17 protein-coding genes are annotated in these 19,397 nt (G+C 72.4%); 6 read left to right on the top strand and 11 right to left on the bottom strand.

Going from position 1 to position 19,397, the window contains the following annotated elements:
• Positions 1–128: 128 nt before the first annotated feature.
• The 9 genes from NW895_RS11200 to NW895_RS11165 all read right to left on the bottom strand — a co-directional run bounded on the left by NW895_RS11200 (position 129) and on the right by NW895_RS11165 (position 11,242).
• Positions 129–1,292, bottom strand: a complete 1,164-nt coding sequence (locus NW895_RS11200) for a hypothetical protein (RefSeq protein WP_289935260.1) — start codon at positions 1,290–1,292, stop codon at positions 129–131.
• The gene (locus tag NW895_RS11195) at positions 1,289–2,959 is read right to left on the bottom strand and encodes a DUF3492 domain-containing protein (protein WP_289935259.1); all 1,671 of its coding nucleotides are present in this window, start codon (positions 2,957–2,959) and stop codon (positions 1,289–1,291) included. The genes NW895_RS11200 and NW895_RS11195 overlap by 4 nt, the downstream gene beginning before the upstream one ends.
• A gap of 190 nt (positions 2,960–3,149) precedes the next feature.
• Complete coding sequence (locus tag NW895_RS11190; RefSeq protein WP_289935258.1) at positions 3,150–4,730, bottom strand: ABC transporter ATP-binding protein; 1,581 nt, start codon at positions 4,728–4,730, stop codon at positions 3,150–3,152.
• Complete coding sequence (locus NW895_RS11185) at positions 4,727–5,725, bottom strand: ABC transporter permease (RefSeq protein ID WP_289935519.1); 999 nt, start codon at positions 5,723–5,725, stop codon at positions 4,727–4,729. The genes NW895_RS11190 and NW895_RS11185 overlap by 4 nt, the downstream gene beginning before the upstream one ends.
• A 5-nt stretch (positions 5,726–5,730) precedes the next feature.
• Positions 5,731–6,762 (bottom strand): ABC transporter permease, encoded by a 1,032-nt coding sequence (locus NW895_RS11180; protein WP_289935257.1) that lies wholly within the window; start codon positions 6,760–6,762, stop codon positions 5,731–5,733.
• A 4-nt stretch (positions 6,763–6,766) separates the two neighbouring features.
• Positions 6,767–8,485 (bottom strand): ABC transporter substrate-binding protein, encoded by a 1,719-nt coding sequence (locus NW895_RS11175; protein WP_289935256.1) that lies wholly within the window; start codon positions 8,483–8,485, stop codon positions 6,767–6,769.
• A gap of 146 nt (positions 8,486–8,631) precedes the next feature.
• Positions 8,632–8,724 (bottom strand): Ms4533A family Cys-rich leader peptide, encoded by a 93-nt coding sequence (locus NW895_RS41175; RefSeq protein WP_354670084.1) that lies wholly within the window; start codon positions 8,722–8,724, stop codon positions 8,632–8,634.
• Between the two features lie 56 nt (positions 8,725–8,780).
• The gene (locus NW895_RS11170; protein WP_289935255.1) at positions 8,781–10,175 is read right to left on the bottom strand and encodes a DUF3152 domain-containing protein; all 1,395 of its coding nucleotides are present in this window, start codon (positions 10,173–10,175) and stop codon (positions 8,781–8,783) included.
• 8 nt (positions 10,176–10,183) lie between these two features.
• Complete coding sequence (locus NW895_RS11165; RefSeq protein WP_289935254.1) at positions 10,184–11,242, bottom strand: alpha/beta hydrolase; 1,059 nt, start codon at positions 11,240–11,242, stop codon at positions 10,184–10,186.
• 221 nt (positions 11,243–11,463) lie between these two features.
• Here NW895_RS11165 and NW895_RS11160 point away from each other — a divergent pair, with 221 nt between their 5' ends.
• From NW895_RS11160 to NW895_RS11145, 4 genes are all read left to right on the top strand, one after another.
• Positions 11,464–11,688, top strand: coding sequence for a hypothetical protein (locus NW895_RS11160; protein ID WP_289935253.1), 225 nt, complete (start codon positions 11,464–11,466; stop codon positions 11,686–11,688).
• A gap of 198 nt (positions 11,689–11,886) precedes the next feature.
• Positions 11,887–12,534 (top strand): TetR/AcrR family transcriptional regulator, encoded by a 648-nt coding sequence (locus tag NW895_RS11155; protein ID WP_289935252.1) that lies wholly within the window; start codon positions 11,887–11,889, stop codon positions 12,532–12,534.
• A gap of 135 nt (positions 12,535–12,669) precedes the next feature.
• Entirely contained in the window at positions 12,670–12,897 is a 228-nt protein-coding gene (locus NW895_RS11150; RefSeq protein ID WP_030232462.1) for a DUF3107 domain-containing protein, read from the top strand.
• Between the two features lie 197 nt (positions 12,898–13,094).
• Complete coding sequence (locus NW895_RS11145) at positions 13,095–13,364, top strand: hypothetical protein (protein ID WP_289935251.1); 270 nt, start codon at positions 13,095–13,097, stop codon at positions 13,362–13,364.
• Positions 13,365–13,417: 53 nt separating this feature from the next.
• On the opposite strand, the gene NW895_RS11140 is transcribed toward NW895_RS11145, so the two are convergent.
• Positions 13,418–14,164: a ferritin-like fold-containing protein gene (locus NW895_RS11140; protein ID WP_289935249.1), complete on the bottom strand. Its 747-nt coding sequence runs from the start codon at positions 14,162–14,164 to the stop codon at positions 13,418–13,420.
• Between the two features lie 483 nt (positions 14,165–14,647).
• On the opposite strand from NW895_RS11140, the gene NW895_RS11135 reads away from it, so the two are divergent.
• Positions 14,648–17,332, top strand: coding sequence for a DEAD/DEAH box helicase (locus NW895_RS11135; protein ID WP_289935518.1), 2,685 nt, complete (start codon positions 14,648–14,650; stop codon positions 17,330–17,332).
• 175 nt (positions 17,333–17,507) lie between these two features.
• Positions 17,508–18,386: an alpha/beta hydrolase gene (locus tag NW895_RS11130; protein ID WP_289935248.1), complete on the top strand. Its 879-nt coding sequence runs from the start codon at positions 17,508–17,510 to the stop codon at positions 18,384–18,386.
• 42 nt (positions 18,387–18,428) lie between these two features.
• Here the strand turns inward: NW895_RS11130 and NW895_RS11125 are convergent, their stop codons facing one another.
• Complete coding sequence (locus NW895_RS11125) at positions 18,429–19,334, bottom strand: NYN domain-containing protein (protein WP_289935517.1); 906 nt, start codon at positions 19,332–19,334, stop codon at positions 18,429–18,431.
• Positions 19,335–19,397: the final 63 nt, after the last annotated feature.

Below are 19,397 nucleotides of genomic sequence, written 5' to 3'. Positions count from 1 at the left end.
TCGGCGGTCGGGCGGATGGGAGTGGGGGGTCGCGCCCATGCCTGCGGCAGCCCGTGCGGGTGGTGCGCGGTGCGCCTACGGGTCGTTGTGGGTCGGGCCCGGGGGCGGGTGCGTGGGTGTGCCCGGGGTCACCATCGCCGCTCCCGCTGCGCGTGGGCCGACGCCTTCGTCAGCCTGCGGGTCGTGTGGAGCAGCAAGGCGGTGGCTCCCAGGCCGCAGGTCAGGGCCGGGATGCTGCCTGGGCCCCAGGTCGCTGCGAGGGCCTCCACCGGAGTGGCCAGGAAGGCGCAGCCGGGCAGGCGCGCCACGAAGACCGTGGCCAGGGCTGTTGCCGTGGCCGTGGTCGTGGCGGTGAGGAGCAGCGCCGGGGCGTGCGTGAAGCCGTGGGTGGTGAGGAGGCGGGCCAGGAAGAGGAGGGCGCCCAGGGTGAGGGTCTGAGGATGGGTGGCGGGTTGGCCGAGGACGGTCGCGCAGAGGGTGAGCAGGGCCGTCAGGGCGGCCAGATACAAGGCGAAGGTGCCGAAGAGGAGGGGGCGTACGGAGGCGGCGAAGTCCTCCAGGCCGCGGCTTGCCGTGAGCCTGCGACGGGCTCCTGCGGCGAGCAGGTGGGCGCTCCAGGCCGCAGGGGCGCAGGACAGGGCCAGCGCCAGGACGGAGGCGGTGGCCGTGGGCCAGGGGCCGTCGGGGGCGCCCGTGGGGAGCGTGTCCGGGCCCCCGGTGATGGCTGCGCCCAGTGCTCCGTCGCCCAGGGCGGCGTAGGCGAGCAGGGAGCAGGCCCAGGGGGCGGTGGCCGGTGAGGGGTGGCCGGGGACGCTCAGCGGGCCTCGGCGGAGGGCGGCGCGCAGGGCCAGGACGAAGGTGAGGGTGCCCACGGCGACTGCGATCAGGCGGGTTTGTCCCTGGGTGAGGCGCAGGGCGGTCAGGGTCGCCGCGCACAGGGCGCCGGGCAGGAGGGTGAGGAGAATCCAGTCGGCACTCCGGCGGGCGGCCGCCGGGTTCCGGGGGCGTTGGGGCGAGTCGCCGTTGCGGGGTGCGCGGGCGTACATCTCCTCCGCGAGGGAGAAGACGTCCCGGTGGCGGAAGCGTGCGGCGGTCCGGTCGGTGACGCCGTGGGCCTCCAGGCCCGCCGCGATCTCCAGCGGGTCCACGGCACGTTCGCACAGGTCGCGGTGACGGTGCATCAGCGCCTTGACGGGGTCCGCGGCGGTGCGGTGGGCGGGCGGTGCCGGAGTGCGGCCGGCGGTCGGCTCCTTGTCGCCCGGCGCCCGGTCCAGTTCGCCGAGGTCGCTCATCGCGCTCCCTCCGCAGCGGGTACCGGAGTCTCCGCCCGGCCCGGGCCGCCCCTGCCCACGGCACTGGCGGTCGGCTGGGCCCAGCGGCCGGGGACGTAGGCCTCGGCGGGGACGGCGAACGGGAGGGGTTCGCCGGTGTCGTCGAGGACGACGCGGCGGACCGGGGTGTGCGAAACGATCTCCAGGTAAATGCCGTGAAATGCCGCGATGTTCTGCTCGACGGTGAACAGTTCGAGCGCGCGGGCGCGTGCGGCGGCTCCGAGGCGTTCACGGCGCTCGGGGTCGCGCAGCAGCGTGACGCACGCCTCGGCGAGCGCCCGCGGATTGCGCGGGGGTACGACGAGTCCCGTGCCGCCGATGGCCTCCACCACCGCGCCGACGTCCGTGGACACCGTCGCGCACCCGGAGAACATGGCCTCGACCAGGCTGACCGGGAAGCCCTCGACGACGCTCGACAGGACCACCACGGCACCCGAGGCGTAGGCGTGGGCCGGGGACGGGGCATCCGGGCCGCCGATCTCCTCGAAGGACACCGGGTTGTCGCCGACGGCGTGCGGGCCCTCCGCCTCGTCCGGGAAGAGCTGCGCGGCCAGCGCCCTGCAGTGGCCGAGGTAGGCCGCGCCCTCGGGGCCCGTCGGGGCGCCCAGGATGCGCAGGCGCGTCCCGGGTTCCTTCCGGCGGATCTCCGCGAAGGCGTGCAGGAGGGAGATCAGGTCCTTGGCGGGTTCGACACGGCCGACCCAGACCAGTGTGTCCGGGGCCGCGCACCGAGGTGACTCCCCGACTTCCGCGAAGGGGGCCGCGTCCATGCCCGGGTAGACCGTGCGGAGCTTGGCGCGGTCGGCCCCGCAGCGCTCCTGCCAGCGGCGGGCGTGTGCGTTGCCGGATGTGATCATGGCGGCCTGCCGGTAGGTCTCGGCGGCGAGGCGGCCGTGGAAGGCGGCGAGCAGGGACCGTACCGGAGGTGAGGACTCCGTGTCGGTCAGATACCGCGTCCGCAGCCGCACCCCGTACTCGGTCACCAGCAGAGGTACGCCCGAGAAGTGCCGGGCGAGCAGTCCGGGCAGGGCCGCGGTGCCACCGGACGCCGCGTGGCACAGGTCGACCGCGCCGAGGCCGTCGTCCTCGTACCAGTCGAGCGAGAGAGGGCGCAGGGCGTGTTCCAGGTGTGCGGCGGCGGTGAGCAGATCGGGGACACGCGCCTCGCGCGCCGGGCGTAACGCGCCGGGCGCGCGACAGGCGCGTTCCAGGACGCGTACGGCGGTCTCGGAGCGGAGCGCTCCCACCAGACCGCCCTCGTCGCGGGCGAGCTCCGCGAGGCCGTACAGCGCGTAGCCGAAACGGTCCGCCTCCGTGGCAGACGCCTCGCCGAAGGCGCCCGCGCACAGGGCAGCCACCAACTCCCCGTAGCACTCGGCGAAGCGCCGGCGCGCACGACGCCCGTAGCGGACGCCGTCGTCCGCCGCCGTCCACACCGGTGCCGTACGCACCCGGCTGACCTGCGGTGGCAGGGCGACCCAGCCCTCGTCCTCCTGGTCCTCGCTGCGGCTGAGCGCGTAGACGTCGAACTCGTACTGCCCGAGCCCGCGCACAAGCCGGTCGCACCAGAGCCTGGCGTCACCGCTCACATACGGATAGCCACCCTCCGTAAGCAGTCCGATGCGCACGCGTGCACCCCCGATCTCCCGTTTGGAGAGCCGCCGTTGGTCCAGCGGCTCGCAGCGGGACGAACGTATGCGGACAAGGTGGTGGCGCGACGGACGGTTGTCCGTCGCGCCACCAAAAGGGGTGAACGGTCGTAACTTTCGCGTGCAGGTCGCGTTCCGTCGCGCTAGGAGAGCGAACGGTCACCGATCGTCATACCGCGGCCGGCTCCCGTCGGGCCGCCCTGCGCCGGGCCGCGTCCTCAGGGTCGAGGGCCGGCACGGCGGCCAGGAGCTGCTGGGTGTAGGGGTCCTGCGGCGACCCGTAGACCGCGTCGGCGGGGCCCTCCTCGACGATCCGGCCGCGGCGCATCACCGCGACCCGGTCGCTGACCTGGCGTACGACGGCCAGGTCGTGCGCGATGAAGACGAGCGCGAGTCCGAGTTCGCGCCGCAACTCGCCGAGCAGGGCGACCACCTGGGCCTGGGTGGTGACGTCGAGTGCGGAGACGGGCTCGTCGCAGACGATGACGCGCGGGTCGGCCGCGAGCGCACGCGCGATGCCGACGCGTTGACGTTGTCCGCCGCTGAACTCGTGCGGATAGCGGTCGTAGTGCGCCGCTTCCAGCCCCACACGCTCCAGCAGCTCCCGTACGCGCCCCCGGATGCGTCCCTCGTCCTGTTCTCCACGCGCCCGCAGCGGGTCGGCGATCGACTCGCCCACGGTGCGGCGGGGGTTGAGGGAGGAGACGGGGTCCTGGAAGACCATCTGGACGTCGGGGCGTACGCCGCCGCCCGGCTCGATCTCCCCCGCCGACGGCGCGAGCAGTCCGACCAGCATGCGTCCGAGGGTCGTCTTGCCGCTGCCGCTCTCGCCGACGATCCCGAGGGTCTCGCCCCGGCGCAGCGTCAGCGACACGTCGTTCACGGCTGTGAACGCCCGCTTCCCACGGCCGAAATCGCGCCTCAGTCCCTTCGCCTCCAGCACTGTCTCTCCGGACACCTGCGAGGGAGCACGCGGCGCGTCCACGCGAGGGACCGCGGCGAGCAGTTCCCGCGTGTACGCCTGCCCGGGCGAGCCCAGCACGGCACCGACCGGTCCGTGCTCCACCGCCCGCCCGCGCCGCATGACGAGGACCTCGTCGACGCTCTCGGCGGCCACGCCCACGTCGTGCGTGACCAGCAGCAGCCCCATGCCGGTCTCCTCGCGCAGCGTGTGCAGCAGGTCGAGGATCTGGGCCTGCACGGTCACGTCCAGCGCGGTCGTCGGCTCGTCGGCGATCAGCAGGTCGGGGGCGCAGGCGAGAGCCATGGCGATCAGGGCGCGCTGCCGCATGCCGCCGCTGAACTCGTGCGGGCGGGAACGGGACCGGCGCTGAGCGTCCGGAATGCCGACCCGGTCGAGCACCTCCACCGCACGCGCGCGTGCCGCCCGCCGCGACGCACGCGTGTGTGCGCGGTACACCTCGGCGATCTGGTCGCCGATCGCGTAGTACGGGTCCAGGGAGGACAGCGGGTCCTGGAAGACCATCGCGGCCTTCCCGCCGCGCAGCCGCCGCAGTTCGTCGTCCGCCGCCCGCTGTACGTCGACACCGGCGACCTCGACCGAGCCGTCGACCCGCGCACCCGTGCCGCGGTGCAGGCCGAGCAAGGCCGAGGCGACCGTGGACTTGCCGGAGCCGGACTCGCCGACGAGTGCCAGGGCCGCGCCCTCTTCCAGACGGAAGGACAGCCCGTCGACGGCGCGCAGCTCGCCGAACTCCACGGACAGGTCCGTCACTTCGACGAGACTCATGTCAGCACCACCCGTCGGTCGGCCACCGCGTACAGCACGTCCGCGACGGCGTTGGCCAGCACCACGAAGAAGCCGGTCACCAGGACCATGCCGACGACCACCGGCAGGTCGACGACCTTCACCGCCTGCACCAGTTCCTGGCCGATGCCGGGCAGTCCGAAGAGGGTCTCGGTGAGCACGGCACCGCCGAACAGCACGCCGATGTTGTTGGCGTTGACGGCGATGAGCGGCGCAACGGCCCCGCGGAGGGCGTGCCGCCGGATGATCGACCGCTCCCGGATGCCGTAGGCCCGGAAGGTCCGTACATGGTCCTCGGCGAGCGTCTCCAGCATCGAGGCGCGCGTCAGACGTGCGTAGGTGGCCGACTCGATCAGCGCGAGCGACAGCCAGGGCAGCAGCAGGTTCCAGGCCCACTGCTCCGGATCGTCGGAGAACGCGACGTACTGCGGGAACGGCAGCAGCTGCAGCTGACCGCAGACGACGATCATCAGGATCAGGCCGATGACGAAGACGGGCGTGGCCGTGCCCGCGAGGGTGAGGCCGGTCAGCAGCCGCTCGGTGAACCGGCCGCGCCGCCACACCGACAGCACGCCGGTGCCGACGCCGATGACCAGCCACAGCACCATCGCGCCGAGCGCGAGCGATGCCGTGACCGGCAGCTTCGCCAGGATCAGGGCCGTGACCTGCTGGTCGCTCCGGTACGACAGCCCGAGGCAGGGCGCCGCGCAGTGCTGTACGGACGTGCCCGTCGAGTAGTCCTGGCCGGCGACGAGGCCCTGGAGGAAGTGCCAGTAGCGCGCGTACAGCGGGTCGTTCAGCTGCAGTTGCTCGGCGACCTGCCGTACCTGGGCGGGCGAGCAGCGCGGACCGCAGGTGATCTGGGCGACGTTGCCCGGCGTGACGTAGAAGACGACGTAGATGATCACCGAGAGGGCGAGCAGCGTGACCACGGCGCCGAGCGCGCGGCGGAGCACGAAACCGCCGAAGCCGCTCATGCCCCTCATGCCCTGGCCTCCTTCTCTCCGCCGCTGCCGTCAGCCGCCCTGGCCTCCCGCTTGCGGCCCGTCCCGATCCGCAGCCGGGAGGCCGCACGCGGGTCCAGCGCGGTGCGCACTCCGTCTCCGAGGACGGTCAGCGCGAGCACGGTCACGAACAGCGCGCCGGCGGGCAGCAGCAGGTACTGCGGTGCCGCCTGGTACCAGACGTCCGCGGCGGTGAGCATCTGCCCCCAGGAGGGTGTCGGGGGCTGCACGCCCACGCCGAGGAAGGACAGGGCGGCCTCCACGGTGATGTTCTGCGGCACGAGCAGGGCCGAGTACGTGATGACGGGCGCCGCCAGGCCGGGCAGCAGCTCACGGCGGGCGATCCGCCAGGGGCCCCAGCCGCTGAGCCGGGCAGCGGAGACATAGTCGAGTTGTTTGAGGGTGAGGGTCTGCGCGCGGACCATCTTGGCCAGCGTGCCCCAGCCGGAGACCAGGCCGACGACGAGGGCGACGAGGACGGGCCGCGGGAAACTCGCGGGCACGATGGCGAGCAGCGCCAGCGCGATGACCATCAGGGGCATGGACACGAAGATGTCCGCGATCCGGGTGAGCAGGAGGTCCACCCAGCGGTTGCCGAGTCCGGCCGCGACGCCGATGGCGACACCGAGCACGACCTGCACCACGGTCGCCGCGAGCGCGACGCCCAGTGACACCCGCGCCCCGTACACCAGCCGCGCGAACAGGTCCCGCCCGGTCTGCGGTTCCACGCCGAGCCAGTGGTCGCCGCCGATGCCCCCGAAGGACCCGATGGGCACGCCGCCGCGGGCGGAGTCGATGAGGGACGGGTGGTAGGTGGTCGGGTCCTGGCCCTCGATCGCGGTGAGCAGCGGCGCGGCGAGCGCGACCAGGACGAGCAGCGCGACGACGGCCGCCGCGACGAGGGCGGCGCGCTGCGCCCGCAGCCGCCGCCAGAACTGACGGCCCCCCGAGGCCCCCGGGACGACGGTGTCCGTCCCGGGGGCGTGGGAGGCGAGAAGTGCCTCGCTCATCGCGTCACTTCACCGCGACCTGCGAGGGGTCCAGGACGCCGTCCCAGTCGCTGATCACGATGTTGCGGACGTCCTTGCCGTACAGCCGCTTGTAGACCGGGTGGAACAGCGGAACGGTCAGTGCCTTCTCGGCGATCTTCTTGTCCAGTGCACCCCACCGCTTGGCGGCCTCGTCAAGATCCGTCAACTTGTTGATCGAGTCAATCTCGGCATTGACGGACTTGTCGTTGAGGAAGCCGGTGTTGAAGTTCGCGCCGTCCTTCACGATCTGCCGGCCGTCGAAGATCGGGGCGAGGAAGGGGCCGCCCGAGGGCCAGTCGGCGCCCCAGTGGGCGAGGAAGAAGCCGGGTTCGGTCTTCACGTCGTGGATCCTGTCGGAGTAGTCGTTCTCCTCCAGACCCTGCAACCTGACGGTGATTCCGGCCTTCTTGAGCGCGTCCTGGACGGCGGTCGCGATCTCGGGGCTGGTCTCGAAGTCCTTGGCGTTGGAGTGGGTCAGGGTCACGGTGAGCCCGCTGCCGTACCCGGCCTCCTTCAGCAGCTGCCTCGCCTTCGCCGGGTTGCCGGACCTGCCCGCCGGGAAGAGGTCGTACGGCGTGTGGCCGAAGGACTTCTGGTCCGGCAGGAAGGTCGTCGCGGCCTGAGCCAGCGAGGAGCCGCCGGCCGCGTTGACCACGGACGACCGGTCGATGGCGTACGAGATCGCCTGCCGCACCTTGATGTTGTCGAACGGCTTCACCTTCGGGTTGAACGCGATGTAGTCGGTGTAGCCGAAGTGTCCGGTGCCGACGCGGGACGCAAGGTTCTTGTCGCCGGTGACCTTGGCCAGTTCGGCCGGGCCGAGGTTGGTGTCCGTGGTGACGGCGGCGGCGTCCGCACCCTGGGACGCGGCCAGCCGCTGGTTGATCACGGAGGAGTCCAGCCCGGACCGTACGTCGATCTTGTCCGGGTACGCCTTGCGCTCGGCGTCCGTGGAGGCGGACCAGTACGTGTTGCGCTCCAGAACGAGCCGCTCACCGTCGTTCTCGTTCCTGACCACCTTGTACGGCCCCGAGGAGATCGGGTGCTCCTCGTACTTGGTGCCGGTGTCCTTGTCCTTCGGCACGGGCGCGAACTGCGTCTGCGTGGCGAGGTAGGGGAACTCGCCCTCGGGCTTGTTGAGGCGGAAGACGATGGTCTGGTCGTCCGGCGTCTCGATCGACGCCAGGCCCTTCTTGTCCTTGTAGGGGCCCTGGTAGTCGGCGCCCCCGACCAGCCAGTCCCTCAAGTAGGGCGCGCCGCCGGAGAGTTCGGGCGCGAAGGAACGCTCGATGCCGTACTTGATGTCGGCCGAGGTGATCGGCGTGCCGTCCTCGTACTTCAGTCCCTTCTTCAGGGTGTACGTCCACACGGTCGCGTCCTTGCTGGGCCGCCCGGTGTCGGTGGCGAGGTCCGGCACGACCTTGGCGCCGGCGGCGCCGTTCTCGCGGTTGCGCGTGGTCAGCGTACGGAAGACCAGGGACGGGACCTTGCCGCCGCCGGAGGTGTACAGGCGGGCGGGGTCGAAGTCCTGCTGGGGCTGGGAGTTCAGGACCGTGAGCGTGCCGCCCTTGTGGGGCGTGGAGTCGCCACCGGCGCCCTTGGCATCGTTGTCCTTCGGCCCGCAGGCGGCGGCGCCCGCTGCCACGACCAGGCTCAGCAGGGCAGTCGCCACGCGGGCGCTGTGTACGGACGGTTGACGCATCGGAGACGACCTCTCGAATGGTGAGATGGATTGACGAAGGGTGAGACGAAAGTGAACAGACGTCTGCCCCGGCGCCGGGTCGTCGAAAGAGCCGTGACTCGGTCACGGAAGAAGCAAGGTTCGCGACGCGCGCCCGGGGGCGGACGTCAGCGACAGTGAATGTCGGCCACGCAGAGCGGGGTCACGCCGAAGAGCGCCAGCTCGATGGCGGCGCGGGAGGCGGCGTGAAGGGACGACATGCGCAGAAATATGAATGAACTTCCTGCGCATGTCAATGTGACGTAGGAGTCACCCGTCAACTTCCCGGATACGGCCAGGGGTTGGCCCGGCAGTGGATCCCGTCGTGGTCCAGGAACTTGGTCTGCTGCTGCATGACCGGCGCCAGATCGCCGTCCTTGTCGCAGGTCACGTGCGAGTGGCCCAGGCGGTGGCCGACCTCGTGGTTGATCAGCATCTGCCGGTAGGCGTGGATCTTGTCACCGTACGTCTTGGAGCCCTGTGCCCACCGGTAGGCGTTGATCATCACGCGCTCGGTGGCGGCGGAGTCGCAGGACACGTTGTCCACGGTGGTGTCCAGGCCGGACTTGGCGCACCAGACGGCGGTCGTGCCGGGGCTGGCCAGCGTGATGACGAAGTCGGGCTTGCCGGAGTAGACGCGCTCGAAGGTGCGGGCGCCGTTGTGGGCCCAGCTGCGATCGTCGTTGAGCGTCTTCTGCACGGCCTGCGCGAAGAGCTCGCCGTCGAGGCCGAGGCCCTGCTCGATGTCCACGCGGTAGGTGAACTTCTGCCCCGCCCCGGGCGCCTGGTCGATACCGGGGACCGCGTCGAACCTGCCCGAGCCCTTGAGCTCGGCGCTGAGCGGGTACTTCTCGCCCATCTTCTGCTCGTACGTCAGCGTCGCCACGCCTGCGGGCGTGGAGGGCGTCGGCCGCCGGTCCGTACGGGAAGCGGAGTCGCGGACGTCACGGGCCTGGTCGGCGGCGGACTGCGACCGCGCGTCGCCCTCGTCCTGCACGTCGGTGACCTGGCCGGCCACGATGACGGCCAGCACGGTGGTGACGGCGGCGGCCGCGATGCCGGTGAAGGCCCGCCCCTTGCCGCCCTTGGCCTGTGCGGGTCGGCCGGTGGGCGGTGGCTCCTCGGCGCCGTGCGCGGTCTCGGCGTCCGGGTCCCGGCGGGTGGCGGTGGCGTACGGATCGACCGGGGCGCCGGAGGCGCGAAGGGTGCCCGCGGCACGGGGCCTGAAGACGTCGTCGGCCTCGCCGAACGCGTCGAGGTACTCCTGCCGCGGTCCCGCCACAGGCGCCTGCCGCTGCCGCGGTATGGGCACACCGGGCCCCGCCGACGCACCGTGACCGAACTCGGTGCGCGCTCGCATCTCGCCCCAGCCACCGCCGGGTTCACGCTGCTCGGGGTGGCCGCCACGGACCTGGGGGGTGCCGTGGGCAGGTGTGCCGTCGGGCGAACGCGGCACACCGCGGGCCGGCGTACCGTCAAAAGCACGGGGCACCCCGTGCGCGGGCGTCCCGTCAGGCAGGCGCGGCGGCCAACCGCCCTGCCCCGCGCCGGGAACCGCCGTACCGGGTACGAAGCCGCGCGCCGCGTCCGGCGTCGGCCGGTCGTCCGGTGCTGTGCTGGTGTCCGCGGCGGCACCCTTGGGGGCCGGTCCGCGTCGGCTGTGGCGTCCCACGTCGCGCCTCAGCCTCCCGTGCTCTCGCCGGCGGCCGCGCCGTCGCCGGTCGCGTCCGCACGGGCGGCAGTCTCACGGGTACCCGCGGCCGGCCTGCCCGCTCCGGACCCCGACTCGCCCACGTCCCGCAGCAGTTCGCGAAAGGCCGCAGCCAGCGTCTCCGGATACTCCATCATCGCCACATGCCCCGCGTCCGGCAGGGTCAGCAGACGGGAGTCACGGAAGGAACGGGCCGCCTTCTGCGCCATGCGGTAGCCGACGAGCTGGTCCCGGCCGCCGTAGACGAGCAGCGTCGGCGCGAGGACGCGTTCGGCCTGCCGCCACAGCGCGTGCTGGCCGCCCACCGTGTAGGCGTTGACGAGCCCGCGCGCGGAGCGCGCCATCGCGTCCCAGAAGTACGGCAGCTGCAGCCGCCGCTCCATCTCCTCCACGGCGTGGCGGAACCCTTCCGGCGTCACCCGTCCGGGATCGCCGTAGCACAGCGCCAGGACCCCGCGGACCCGCTGCTCCGCCGTCCACTCCCTGGTGAGGCGGGTGAAGAGCGACGCCACTCCGGGCACCGCCAGCAGCCCGGTGGGCACGGCGGTGCGCTGGACGCGGATCTCCGGCAGCGCTGGTGACACGAGCGTGAGGGTACGCACGAGGTCGGGCCGCGCCGCGGCGACGCGCGTGGCGACCGCGCCGCCGAGCGAGTTGCCGAACAGGTGCACGGGACCGCGCTCGGCCGCGTCGAGATAGCGGATCACCGCGCGCGCGTGCGCGGTGATCGAGTAGTTGCCGTCGTCCGGCGGCGGGGAGTCCCCGAAACCCGGCAGGTCGATGGCTTCACTGTCGACGACATCGTCCAGGTACGGCATCATCGCCGACCAGTTCTGCGAGGAACCGCCGAGTCCATGGACGTACAGCGCGGGCGGCAGTCCCTCGCGCGCCGGTGGCCTCGACCGCACCGTCAGCGTGATCCCCGGCAGTCGGACCGACCTGAGCCGCTCGCCCTCCGCGACCCTGACGGCGGCCACCTTGGGAAGAACATTGGCGGGCGGCACGGACGGCAGCTCGGTCGAAGACATGCGGCAATGTTACGAGACGATCACACAGCGGTTCATGTGTTCGCCGTCACAACCACAGGTACACCCGCAGGTCTGTGGGCACTGCCATGGGTACTGCTCTCCGTCACGGAACGGCAGCAGATCGCATAGCGTCCGGATCGGGTGTCTCCTAGGCTCGTAGAAAGGGCACCCGCGTGTGGCCCCTGCATCTTTCAGGGACGTTCGTAGGAAGGGAGCCCAGCATGGCCGTAGACCCCACCGACCCCGAGACCTTCGCGGACGAGGCGGTCCAGGAAGCCCAGGAGTTCGGCGTCGAGGCCCCCGAGGTCGACGCGGCCGAGCAGCACGCGGACATCACGCCGGACCGGGACGACCCGCTGACCGGCGTGGACCCGGACCGCGCCAACGAGGCCGACCTCGCCGAACAGGCTCGCATCGTCTCCCTCGACGAGGACGACTACCGGTGACACCTGGCCGTCCAGGGTGTCACGGGAACGGGAAAGGGGCCGATTTTTGCCCGCTCTGAACCTGTTTGAAACCTTCTGCGCGTCTTTCGTCACCGTCCGGTCCGTGAAATTCTGCGCTCTCACCGCGCACACCACGGTTACCGAAAAGTACGATGGCGGCGCGGCCCACACCGCACATGGACGACTTTGGGAGGCGGCGTGACAGCCATCGAGCAGACAGAGGCGGTACGCCCGCGGGGCACGCGCCTGCCGCGTCGTGCCCGACGGAACCAGCTGCTGGGCGCCGCCCAGGAGGTCTTCGTGGCCCAGGGCTACCACTCGGCCGCGATGGACGACATCGCCGAGCGCGCCGGCGTCAGCAAGCCGGTGCTCTACCAGCACTTCCCGGGCAAGCTGGACCTCTACCTCGCGCTGCTGGACCAGCACTGCGAGTCCCTGATCCAGGCCGTACGGAACGCGCTTGCGTCGACGACCGACAACAAGCAGCGCGTCCGGGCGACGATGGACGCCTACTTCGCGTACGTCGAGGACGACGGCGGCGCCTTCCGCCTGGTCTTCGAGTCGGACCTGACGAACGAGCCGGCCGTGCGCGAGCGCGTCGACAAGGTCACCAACGAGTGCGCCGAGGCGATCTGCGACGTCATCGCCGAGGACACCGGCCTCTCGCGTGCCGAGTCGATGCTGCTGGCCTCGGGCCTCGGCGGCCTCGCCCAGGTGGTGGCCCGTTCCTGGCTGCACAGCGACCGCAGCGTGCCGCGCGACCAGGCGGTGCAGCTGCTGACGTCGCTGGCGTGGCGGGGCATCGCGGGCTTCCCGCTGCACGGCAGCGAGCAGCAGCACCACTGACGGGCTCGTTGTTCCCGGCCGTTGTTCGCTCGTGGCGTTCACGGGCGGAGCGTGTCCGTCCCCTCACCGGGCTAATGTGTGCGGGGTACGGCGCGGAAGGTCGCGCACTTCACTGACCGTCGGAGGGACATAGCCGTGGAGGTCAAGATCGGCGTGCAGCACGCGCCCCGCGAGATCGTTCTGGAGAGCGGTCAGAGCCCCGAGGAGGTCGAGCGCGTGGTGGCCGAGGCACTGGCCGGGAAGTCGCAGCTGCTCAGCCTTGTGGACGAGCACGGCCGCAAGGTCCTGGTCCCGGCGGACCGCCTCGCGTACGTCGAGATCGGCGAGCCGGCCCCGCGCAAGGTGGGCTTCGGCGCGCTGTAGGCGAGCACAGCACCCACAGCGGAGGGGCCCGGCGGTGTACCGCACCGCCGGGCCCCTCCGCTGTCAGTGCCGACCGGGGGTCTTCCTCCACAGATGGAGCACAGGTCGCCCACAGGTGATGATTGCATTCCGCAGGTCAGGGGTAAGACGGGCTACGACCGTTGTGGGCAGGCCGGCCATGTGGGAGGGACCCCGACATGCTCTTGGAAGCGCTCAGCTCCGCCATCCTCGGCCTCGCCCTGGCATGGGCCGCCACCCATCGCCTGTCGCACCGCCTCCCGGCCCGCGCCCTCGTCCTGCCGACGGGTGTCGCCGGAGCCCTCTTCGGCGCCTTCGTCACGCACAGCGCGCTGGACGCCGGCAACCTCCTGCTGATCCTCATCGGCGCGGCGACCGTCTCGGCGGCCTCGCTGTCGCTGCTGCTGCGCCCCTCGGGAAGACTCCGCCGCCGGTCGGCGACCGCCTGACCGGCCGCCGGCGGCGGAACCCCGTGCGTCTGCTCAGGCGCCGGTGACCGGCGTCAGGCGGCCAGCCCCAGCGCAGCCATCCGCTTGGTGTGCGCCTCGGTGATCCGGGAGAACATCTTGCCGACCTCGGCGAGGTCGAAGCCGTCCGCGACGCCGCCCACGAGCATCGTCGACAGTGCGTCCCGGTCGGCGACCACCCGCTGGGACTGCGACAGGGCCTCGCCCATCAGCCGCCGCGCCCACAGCGCCAGCCGGCCGCCCACGCGCGGGTCGGCGTCGATCGCCGCGCGCACCTTCTCCACGGCGAAGCCGCCGTGCCCGGTGTCGTCGAGCACGGCGAGGACCAGGGAGCGGGTGTCGGAGTCGAGCCGGGCGGCGACCTCGCGGTAGAAGTCGCTGGCGATCGAGTCGCCGACGTACGCCTTGACGAGCCCCTCCAGCCAGTCCGAGGGAGCCGTCTGCTTGTGGAAGCCGTCGTAGGCCGCGACGAACGGCTCCATCGCGAAGGTGGGCTCCTCGCCGATCTCGGCGAGCCGGTCGCGCAGCCTCTCGAAGTGGTGGAACTCGGCCGACGCCATCTTCGCCAGCTCCGCCTTGTCCTCCAGCGTGGGTGCCAGCTTGGCGTCCTCCGCGAGCCGCTCGAACGCCGCCAGCTCCCCGTAGGCGAGCGCACCGAGCAGATCCACGACCGCGGCGCGGTACTGCGGGTCGGCGGAGGCCGTCGCCCAGTCCAGGGCGGCGACCGAGGTGTGTTCGGCGGGGGCGTCTGCGGGGTGGTCAGGCTTGTCAGAGCTCGTCATGCAGCGCACAATAGTCCGCTCGCCGGGCCGAGGAAGGTCCTGGTCATCCAGTGTGACGACGACTACGTGACCAAATCGGCCATCGCGTGTGCGCGATTCCGGGGTATGGTGGTAATGCGCCTGCTGAATACTCCGACGTATTCGACAGGCCACACGTATGAGGATGCCCGGTCGGTGGCCCGATCGGCTCCGACCCGACAGCCCTCCATGACCGTACGGCGCACTATGCGTACGACGATCGGGGGGACCCCTCAGCGGTACGAGCGCTAGAGCGTCGGCAGTGGTCCCGTGCCCTACGGCACCGCCCGTAAGGCAGCCGACGTCCCCGGCACGGTCCGTACACGACCCCCGCGCTCGCCTCGCGCCGCGCACACAGAAGAGGCAGTAACCCTGACTACGACGTTTCGAGAACTCGGGATCCTCCCCGAGACCGCCGAGGCCCTGGAAGCCGTCGGCATCACCACTCCCTTCCCCATCCAGGAGATGACGCTGCCCGTGGCCCTCTCGGGCACGGACGTCATCGGCCAGGCCAAGACCGGCACCGGCAAGACGCTGGGCTTCGGCCTTCCGCTCCTGGAGCGCGTCACCGTCCCCGTCGACGTGGAGGCCGGGCGCGCCAGGCCCGAGGACCTCACGGACGCCCCGCAGGCGCTTGTCGTCGTCCCCACGCGCGAGCTGTGCACGCAGGTCACCAACGACCTGCTGACCGCGGGCAAGGTGCGCAATGTGCGGGTGACCGCGATCTACGGCGGCCGGGCCTACGAGCCCCAGGTCGAGGCCCTGAAGAAGGGCGTCGACGTGGTCGTCGGCACCCCGGGCCGGCTGCTCGACCTCGCCGGGCAGAAGAAGCTGAACCTGAAGCACGTCAAGTGCCTGGTCCTCGACGAGGCCGACGAGATGCTCGACCTGGGCTTCCTGCCCGATGTCGAGAAGATCATCGACATGCTTCCGGCCAGGCGCCAGACGATGCTGTTCTCGGCGACCATGCCGGGCGCGGTCATCGGGCTGGCCCGGCGCTACATGTCGCAGCCGACGCACATCCGTGCCACCGCGCCGGACGACGAGGGCGTGACGGTCGCGAACATCAAGCAGTTCGTCTACCGCGCGCACAACATGGACAAGCCCGAGATGGTCGCGCGGATACTGCAGGCCGAGGGCCGCGGACTGGCCATGGTCTTCTGCCGCACCAAGCGCACGGCGGCCGACCTGGCCGACCAGCTGAAGCAGCGCGGCTTCGCCTCCGGCGCGGTCCACGGCGACCTCGGCCAGGGCGCCCGTGAGCAGGCGCTGCGTGCCTTCCGCAACGGCAAGGTGGACGTCCTCGTCTGCACCGACGTCGCCGCCCGCGGCATCGACGTCGAGGGCGTGACGCACGTCGTCAACTACCAGTCGCCGGAGGACGAGAAGACGTACCTGCACCGCATCGGCCGTACCGGCCGCGCGGGTGCGAAGGGTACGGCGATCACGCTGGTCGACTGGGACGACATTCCGCGCTGGCAGCTGATCAACAAGGCGCTGGAGCTCGACTTCAGCGACCCGCCGGAGACGTACTCCACGTCCCCGCACCTGTTCGCCGACCTGGGCATCCCCGAGGGCACGAAGGGCGTCCTGCCGCGTTCGGAGCGCACGCGCGCCGGGCTGGACGCCGAGGAGCTCGAGGACCTGGGCGAGCCGGGCGGCCGGGGCCGCGGGCGCGGCCGGGACGGTCGGGGCGAGGCCCGCTCCGCCGACCGCGAGCGTCCGGCCCGTACGCCGCGTCGCCGCCGCCGTACGCGCGGTGGGGCTCCGCTGGACGCGCAGCCCTCCGGGACGGCCGTGGAGGCCGTGACCGGCGAGGAGACCGCCGAGGCTCCCCGCACCCTGCGCCGCCGTCGCCGCACCCGCGGCGGAGCGCCGGCCCAGCAGCCGGCGACGGCCACGGCCATCGACACCACGGCACCTGAGACCGCCGTCGACACGGCGGAGGGTACGGCTCCGCAGGCCACCGAGGCCCCGGCCGAGCCGCGCCGCCGCCGTACGCGCGGCGGGGCGCCGGCGGAGCGGCCGGCGACGGCGGCCGGCGACACCCCGGAGGCCGCGCAGATCGCCGTCGACACGGCGGAAGGCACGACCCCGGAGGCCACCGAGGCCCCGGCGAAGCCGCGCCGACGCACCCGCAAGGCGGCGGAGCAGCCGGTGACGGCCTCCCCGGCGCCGGAGGCCGCACAGGCCGCCGTCGACACGGCCGAGGGCACGACCCCCGAGGCCGCCGAGGCCCCGGCGAACCCGCGCCGACGCACCCGCAAGGCGACGGCCGCGGCGGAGACCGCCGTCGACAGCGCCGAGGGCACTGACGCCAAGCCGCGCCGCACCCGCAAGGCGACGGCCACGGACGAGGCGCCGGCTGCGGCTGACGCGGCCGAGGCCGCCGACGCCAAGCCGCGCCGCACGCGGAAGACGGCCGCCGCGGCGGAAGCCGCCGTCGACACGGCCGAGGGCACGGAGACCAAGCCCCGCCGCACCCGCAAGGCCACCGCCGCCGCGCAGGAGCCCGAGGCCACGGAGACCAAGCCCCGCCGCACCCGGAAGACCGCCGCCCCCGCGGACGAGCCGGAGGCCACGGAGGCCAAGCCGCGCCGCACCCGCAAGGCCACCGCCACGGCGGAGGCCGCCGTCGACACCGCCGAAGGCACGGACGCCAAGCCGCGCCGCCGGACCCGCAAGGCCGCCGAACCCACCGCCTCCGCCGACATCCCGGCGCAGACGGCTCAGGAGCCGGAGGCCGCAGCCGAGGCGAAGCCGCGGCGCACGCGGAAGACGGCCGCCGCGGCGGAAGCCGCCGTCGACACGGCCGAGGGCACGGAGGCCAAGCCCCGCCGCACCCGCAAGGCCACTGCCGCCGCGCAGGAGCCCGAGGCCACGGAGACCAAGCCCCGCCGCACCCGGAAGACCGCCGCCCCCGCGGAGGAGCCGGAGGCCACGGAGGCCAAGCCGCGCCGCACCCGGAAGACCGCCGCCCCCGCGGAGGCCGTCGACGGGACGGACGCCAAGCCGCGCCGCCGGACCCGCAAGGCCGCCGAACCCACCGCCTCCGCCGACATCCCGGCGCAGGCCACGCAGGAGCCGGAGGCCGCGCCGCGGCGCCGGACCCGTAAGGCCACGGCGGCTGCCGAGCCCACGGAGGGCTGATCTCCTGCCGACGGCCCGGTCCCCCACCACGGGGGCCGGGCCGTCGGCGTTCCCGGCCCTGCTCCGAGGCAGCCGCGGCCGCAACGGCAACGGCACCGGCAACGGCGGAACAAAAAGCCCCACCGCACTCCTCCGCCCCACCACACACCCCCACCCCACCCGATACCCTCACCCCGTGAGCAGGCACGTCACCTTCACCCCGCCACCCCACGCGCGCGCGTACCCACTCCGTACCGCGCGTGGTGAGTTCGCCGTCGTCGACACGTCCGTGGCCGACGGGGTGGAGCCGAAGGGGGTCGTGCTGATGCTCCCGGGGTTCACCGGGAGCAAGGAGGACTTCACGCTGCTGCACGAACCGCTCGCGGCGCGCGGGTACCGTACCGTCGCCGTGGACGGGCGTGGGCAGCACGAGTCCGACGGGCCGCAGGACGACGAATCCGCCTACGCGCAGAGGGAACTGGCACGGGACGTGCTCGCGCAGGCCGAGGCGCTCGGCGCGCCCGTGCACCTCGTCGGGCACTCCCTCGGCGGACAGATCGCCCGGGCCGCCGTCCTCCTCGACCACTCCCCCTTCGCCTCGCTCACCCTCATCGCGTCCGGCCCGGCCGAGATCTCCGTCTCGCAGCAGCAGCGCGTGAAGATCCTGCGGGATGCGCTCACGGTGATGACCATGGCCGAGGTCTGGGCGGCCATCGAGGCCATGGGCCCGCCCGAGGAGGTCGGCGGCCCCGCCCGCGGCATCGGCGGCCAGGAGCAGCTGCGCCGCCGCTGGCTGGCCACCAAGCCCGCGCAGCTCCTCGCCACGGGACGCCAGTTGTGCACCGAGCCGGACCGCGTCGCCGAACTCGCCGCCGTGCCGCTGCCGTTCCACGTGCTGTCGGGGGAACGCGACGACACCTGGCCGGTGCCGGTCCTGGACGACATGGCCGTACGGCTGCGCGCGCACCGGACCGTCATCGTCGGCGCCGAACACTCCCCGGCCGCCGACCAGCCCCTGCCGACCGCCGAAGCCCTCGCCGACTTCTGGGACGGCATCCTCGGCGAAGCCGCCTAGGCGCACCGCACCTCACGGCCGGCCTGATCCAAACGACAGGGCCTAGTACTGCGTCTGCAGATGCTCCCAGAAGCCGTCCCGCAAGGCCCGCCGCAGGTCGGCCTGGCCGCGCAGTGAGTACTGCAGCAGGCCCTCGGCCTCCACCAGCAGGTCCTGGTCGACCGAGCCGGGGAGATAGGGGTGTCCGGGCAGAAGTTCCACCAGCGATTCCCTGCCCCGCGCCGCCAGCCATTTCGCCGCGATCTGCGCGCCCACGAAGCGGACGTCCTCGCGGGTCGGCCGGCCCGCACTCGCCGCCTCGTACGCGGGGGCCGTGCGCCGGGAGACGTACGGCTTGAAGAAGTCGAGGTCGAAGGTGCGCTGGGAGTCGACCTCCCAGAGCAGGGGCTCCGCCTGGTTGCGGCCCTCGGGCGCCTCGATGCCCCACAGGTGGACGCGGGCGCCGTAGCCCTGCGCCGCCTCGACCGCCGACACCAGGTCCTCGTCGCCGCCGAGCAGGGCGGCGTCGCTGATGGCGCGGTGCCGGGCGAGGGACTCCAGGTCGGTCCTGATCAGGGAGTCGACGCCCTTCTGCTGGTTGTTGGCGTTGAGGTTGCCCAGGCGGACCTTGACATCCGGCAGTTCCGCGATGGACTGCTGCTCCGCCGTGTGGATCCGGCGCCGCGCACCGTCGTACCAGTAGACCCGCAGCAGCCGGCTGTCCGCGAAGATCGTGCGGGCCTTGTCGATGAGTGCCTCGATCAGCCCCTCGGCGTCCAGGTCGAAGGCCCGGCGGTCCTCGGTCCCGGCGACCAGGCGTCCCGTGGCCGCGTACAGATACCCCGCGTCGACGAAGATCGCATGGGTCGAGGGCGTCTTCGCCACCTCGGCGAGCATGCGCTGCAGCAGCTCGTTGGTGCGGTCGATGCGGGCGCGGAGGGCCGCGAGGTCGTCGTTCATCACGTCCATTGTCCCGGCGGTCACGCTGCGAACACAACCGGTCCCGGTCAGTCCTGCACCAACCGCCTTACC

It is taken from the genome of Streptomyces sp. S.PNR 29, assembly GCF_030386795.1.
GTDB lineage: Bacteria > Actinomycetota > Actinomycetes > Streptomycetales > Streptomycetaceae > Streptomyces.
This window is presented reverse-complemented; position numbering and strand designations above follow the sequence as displayed.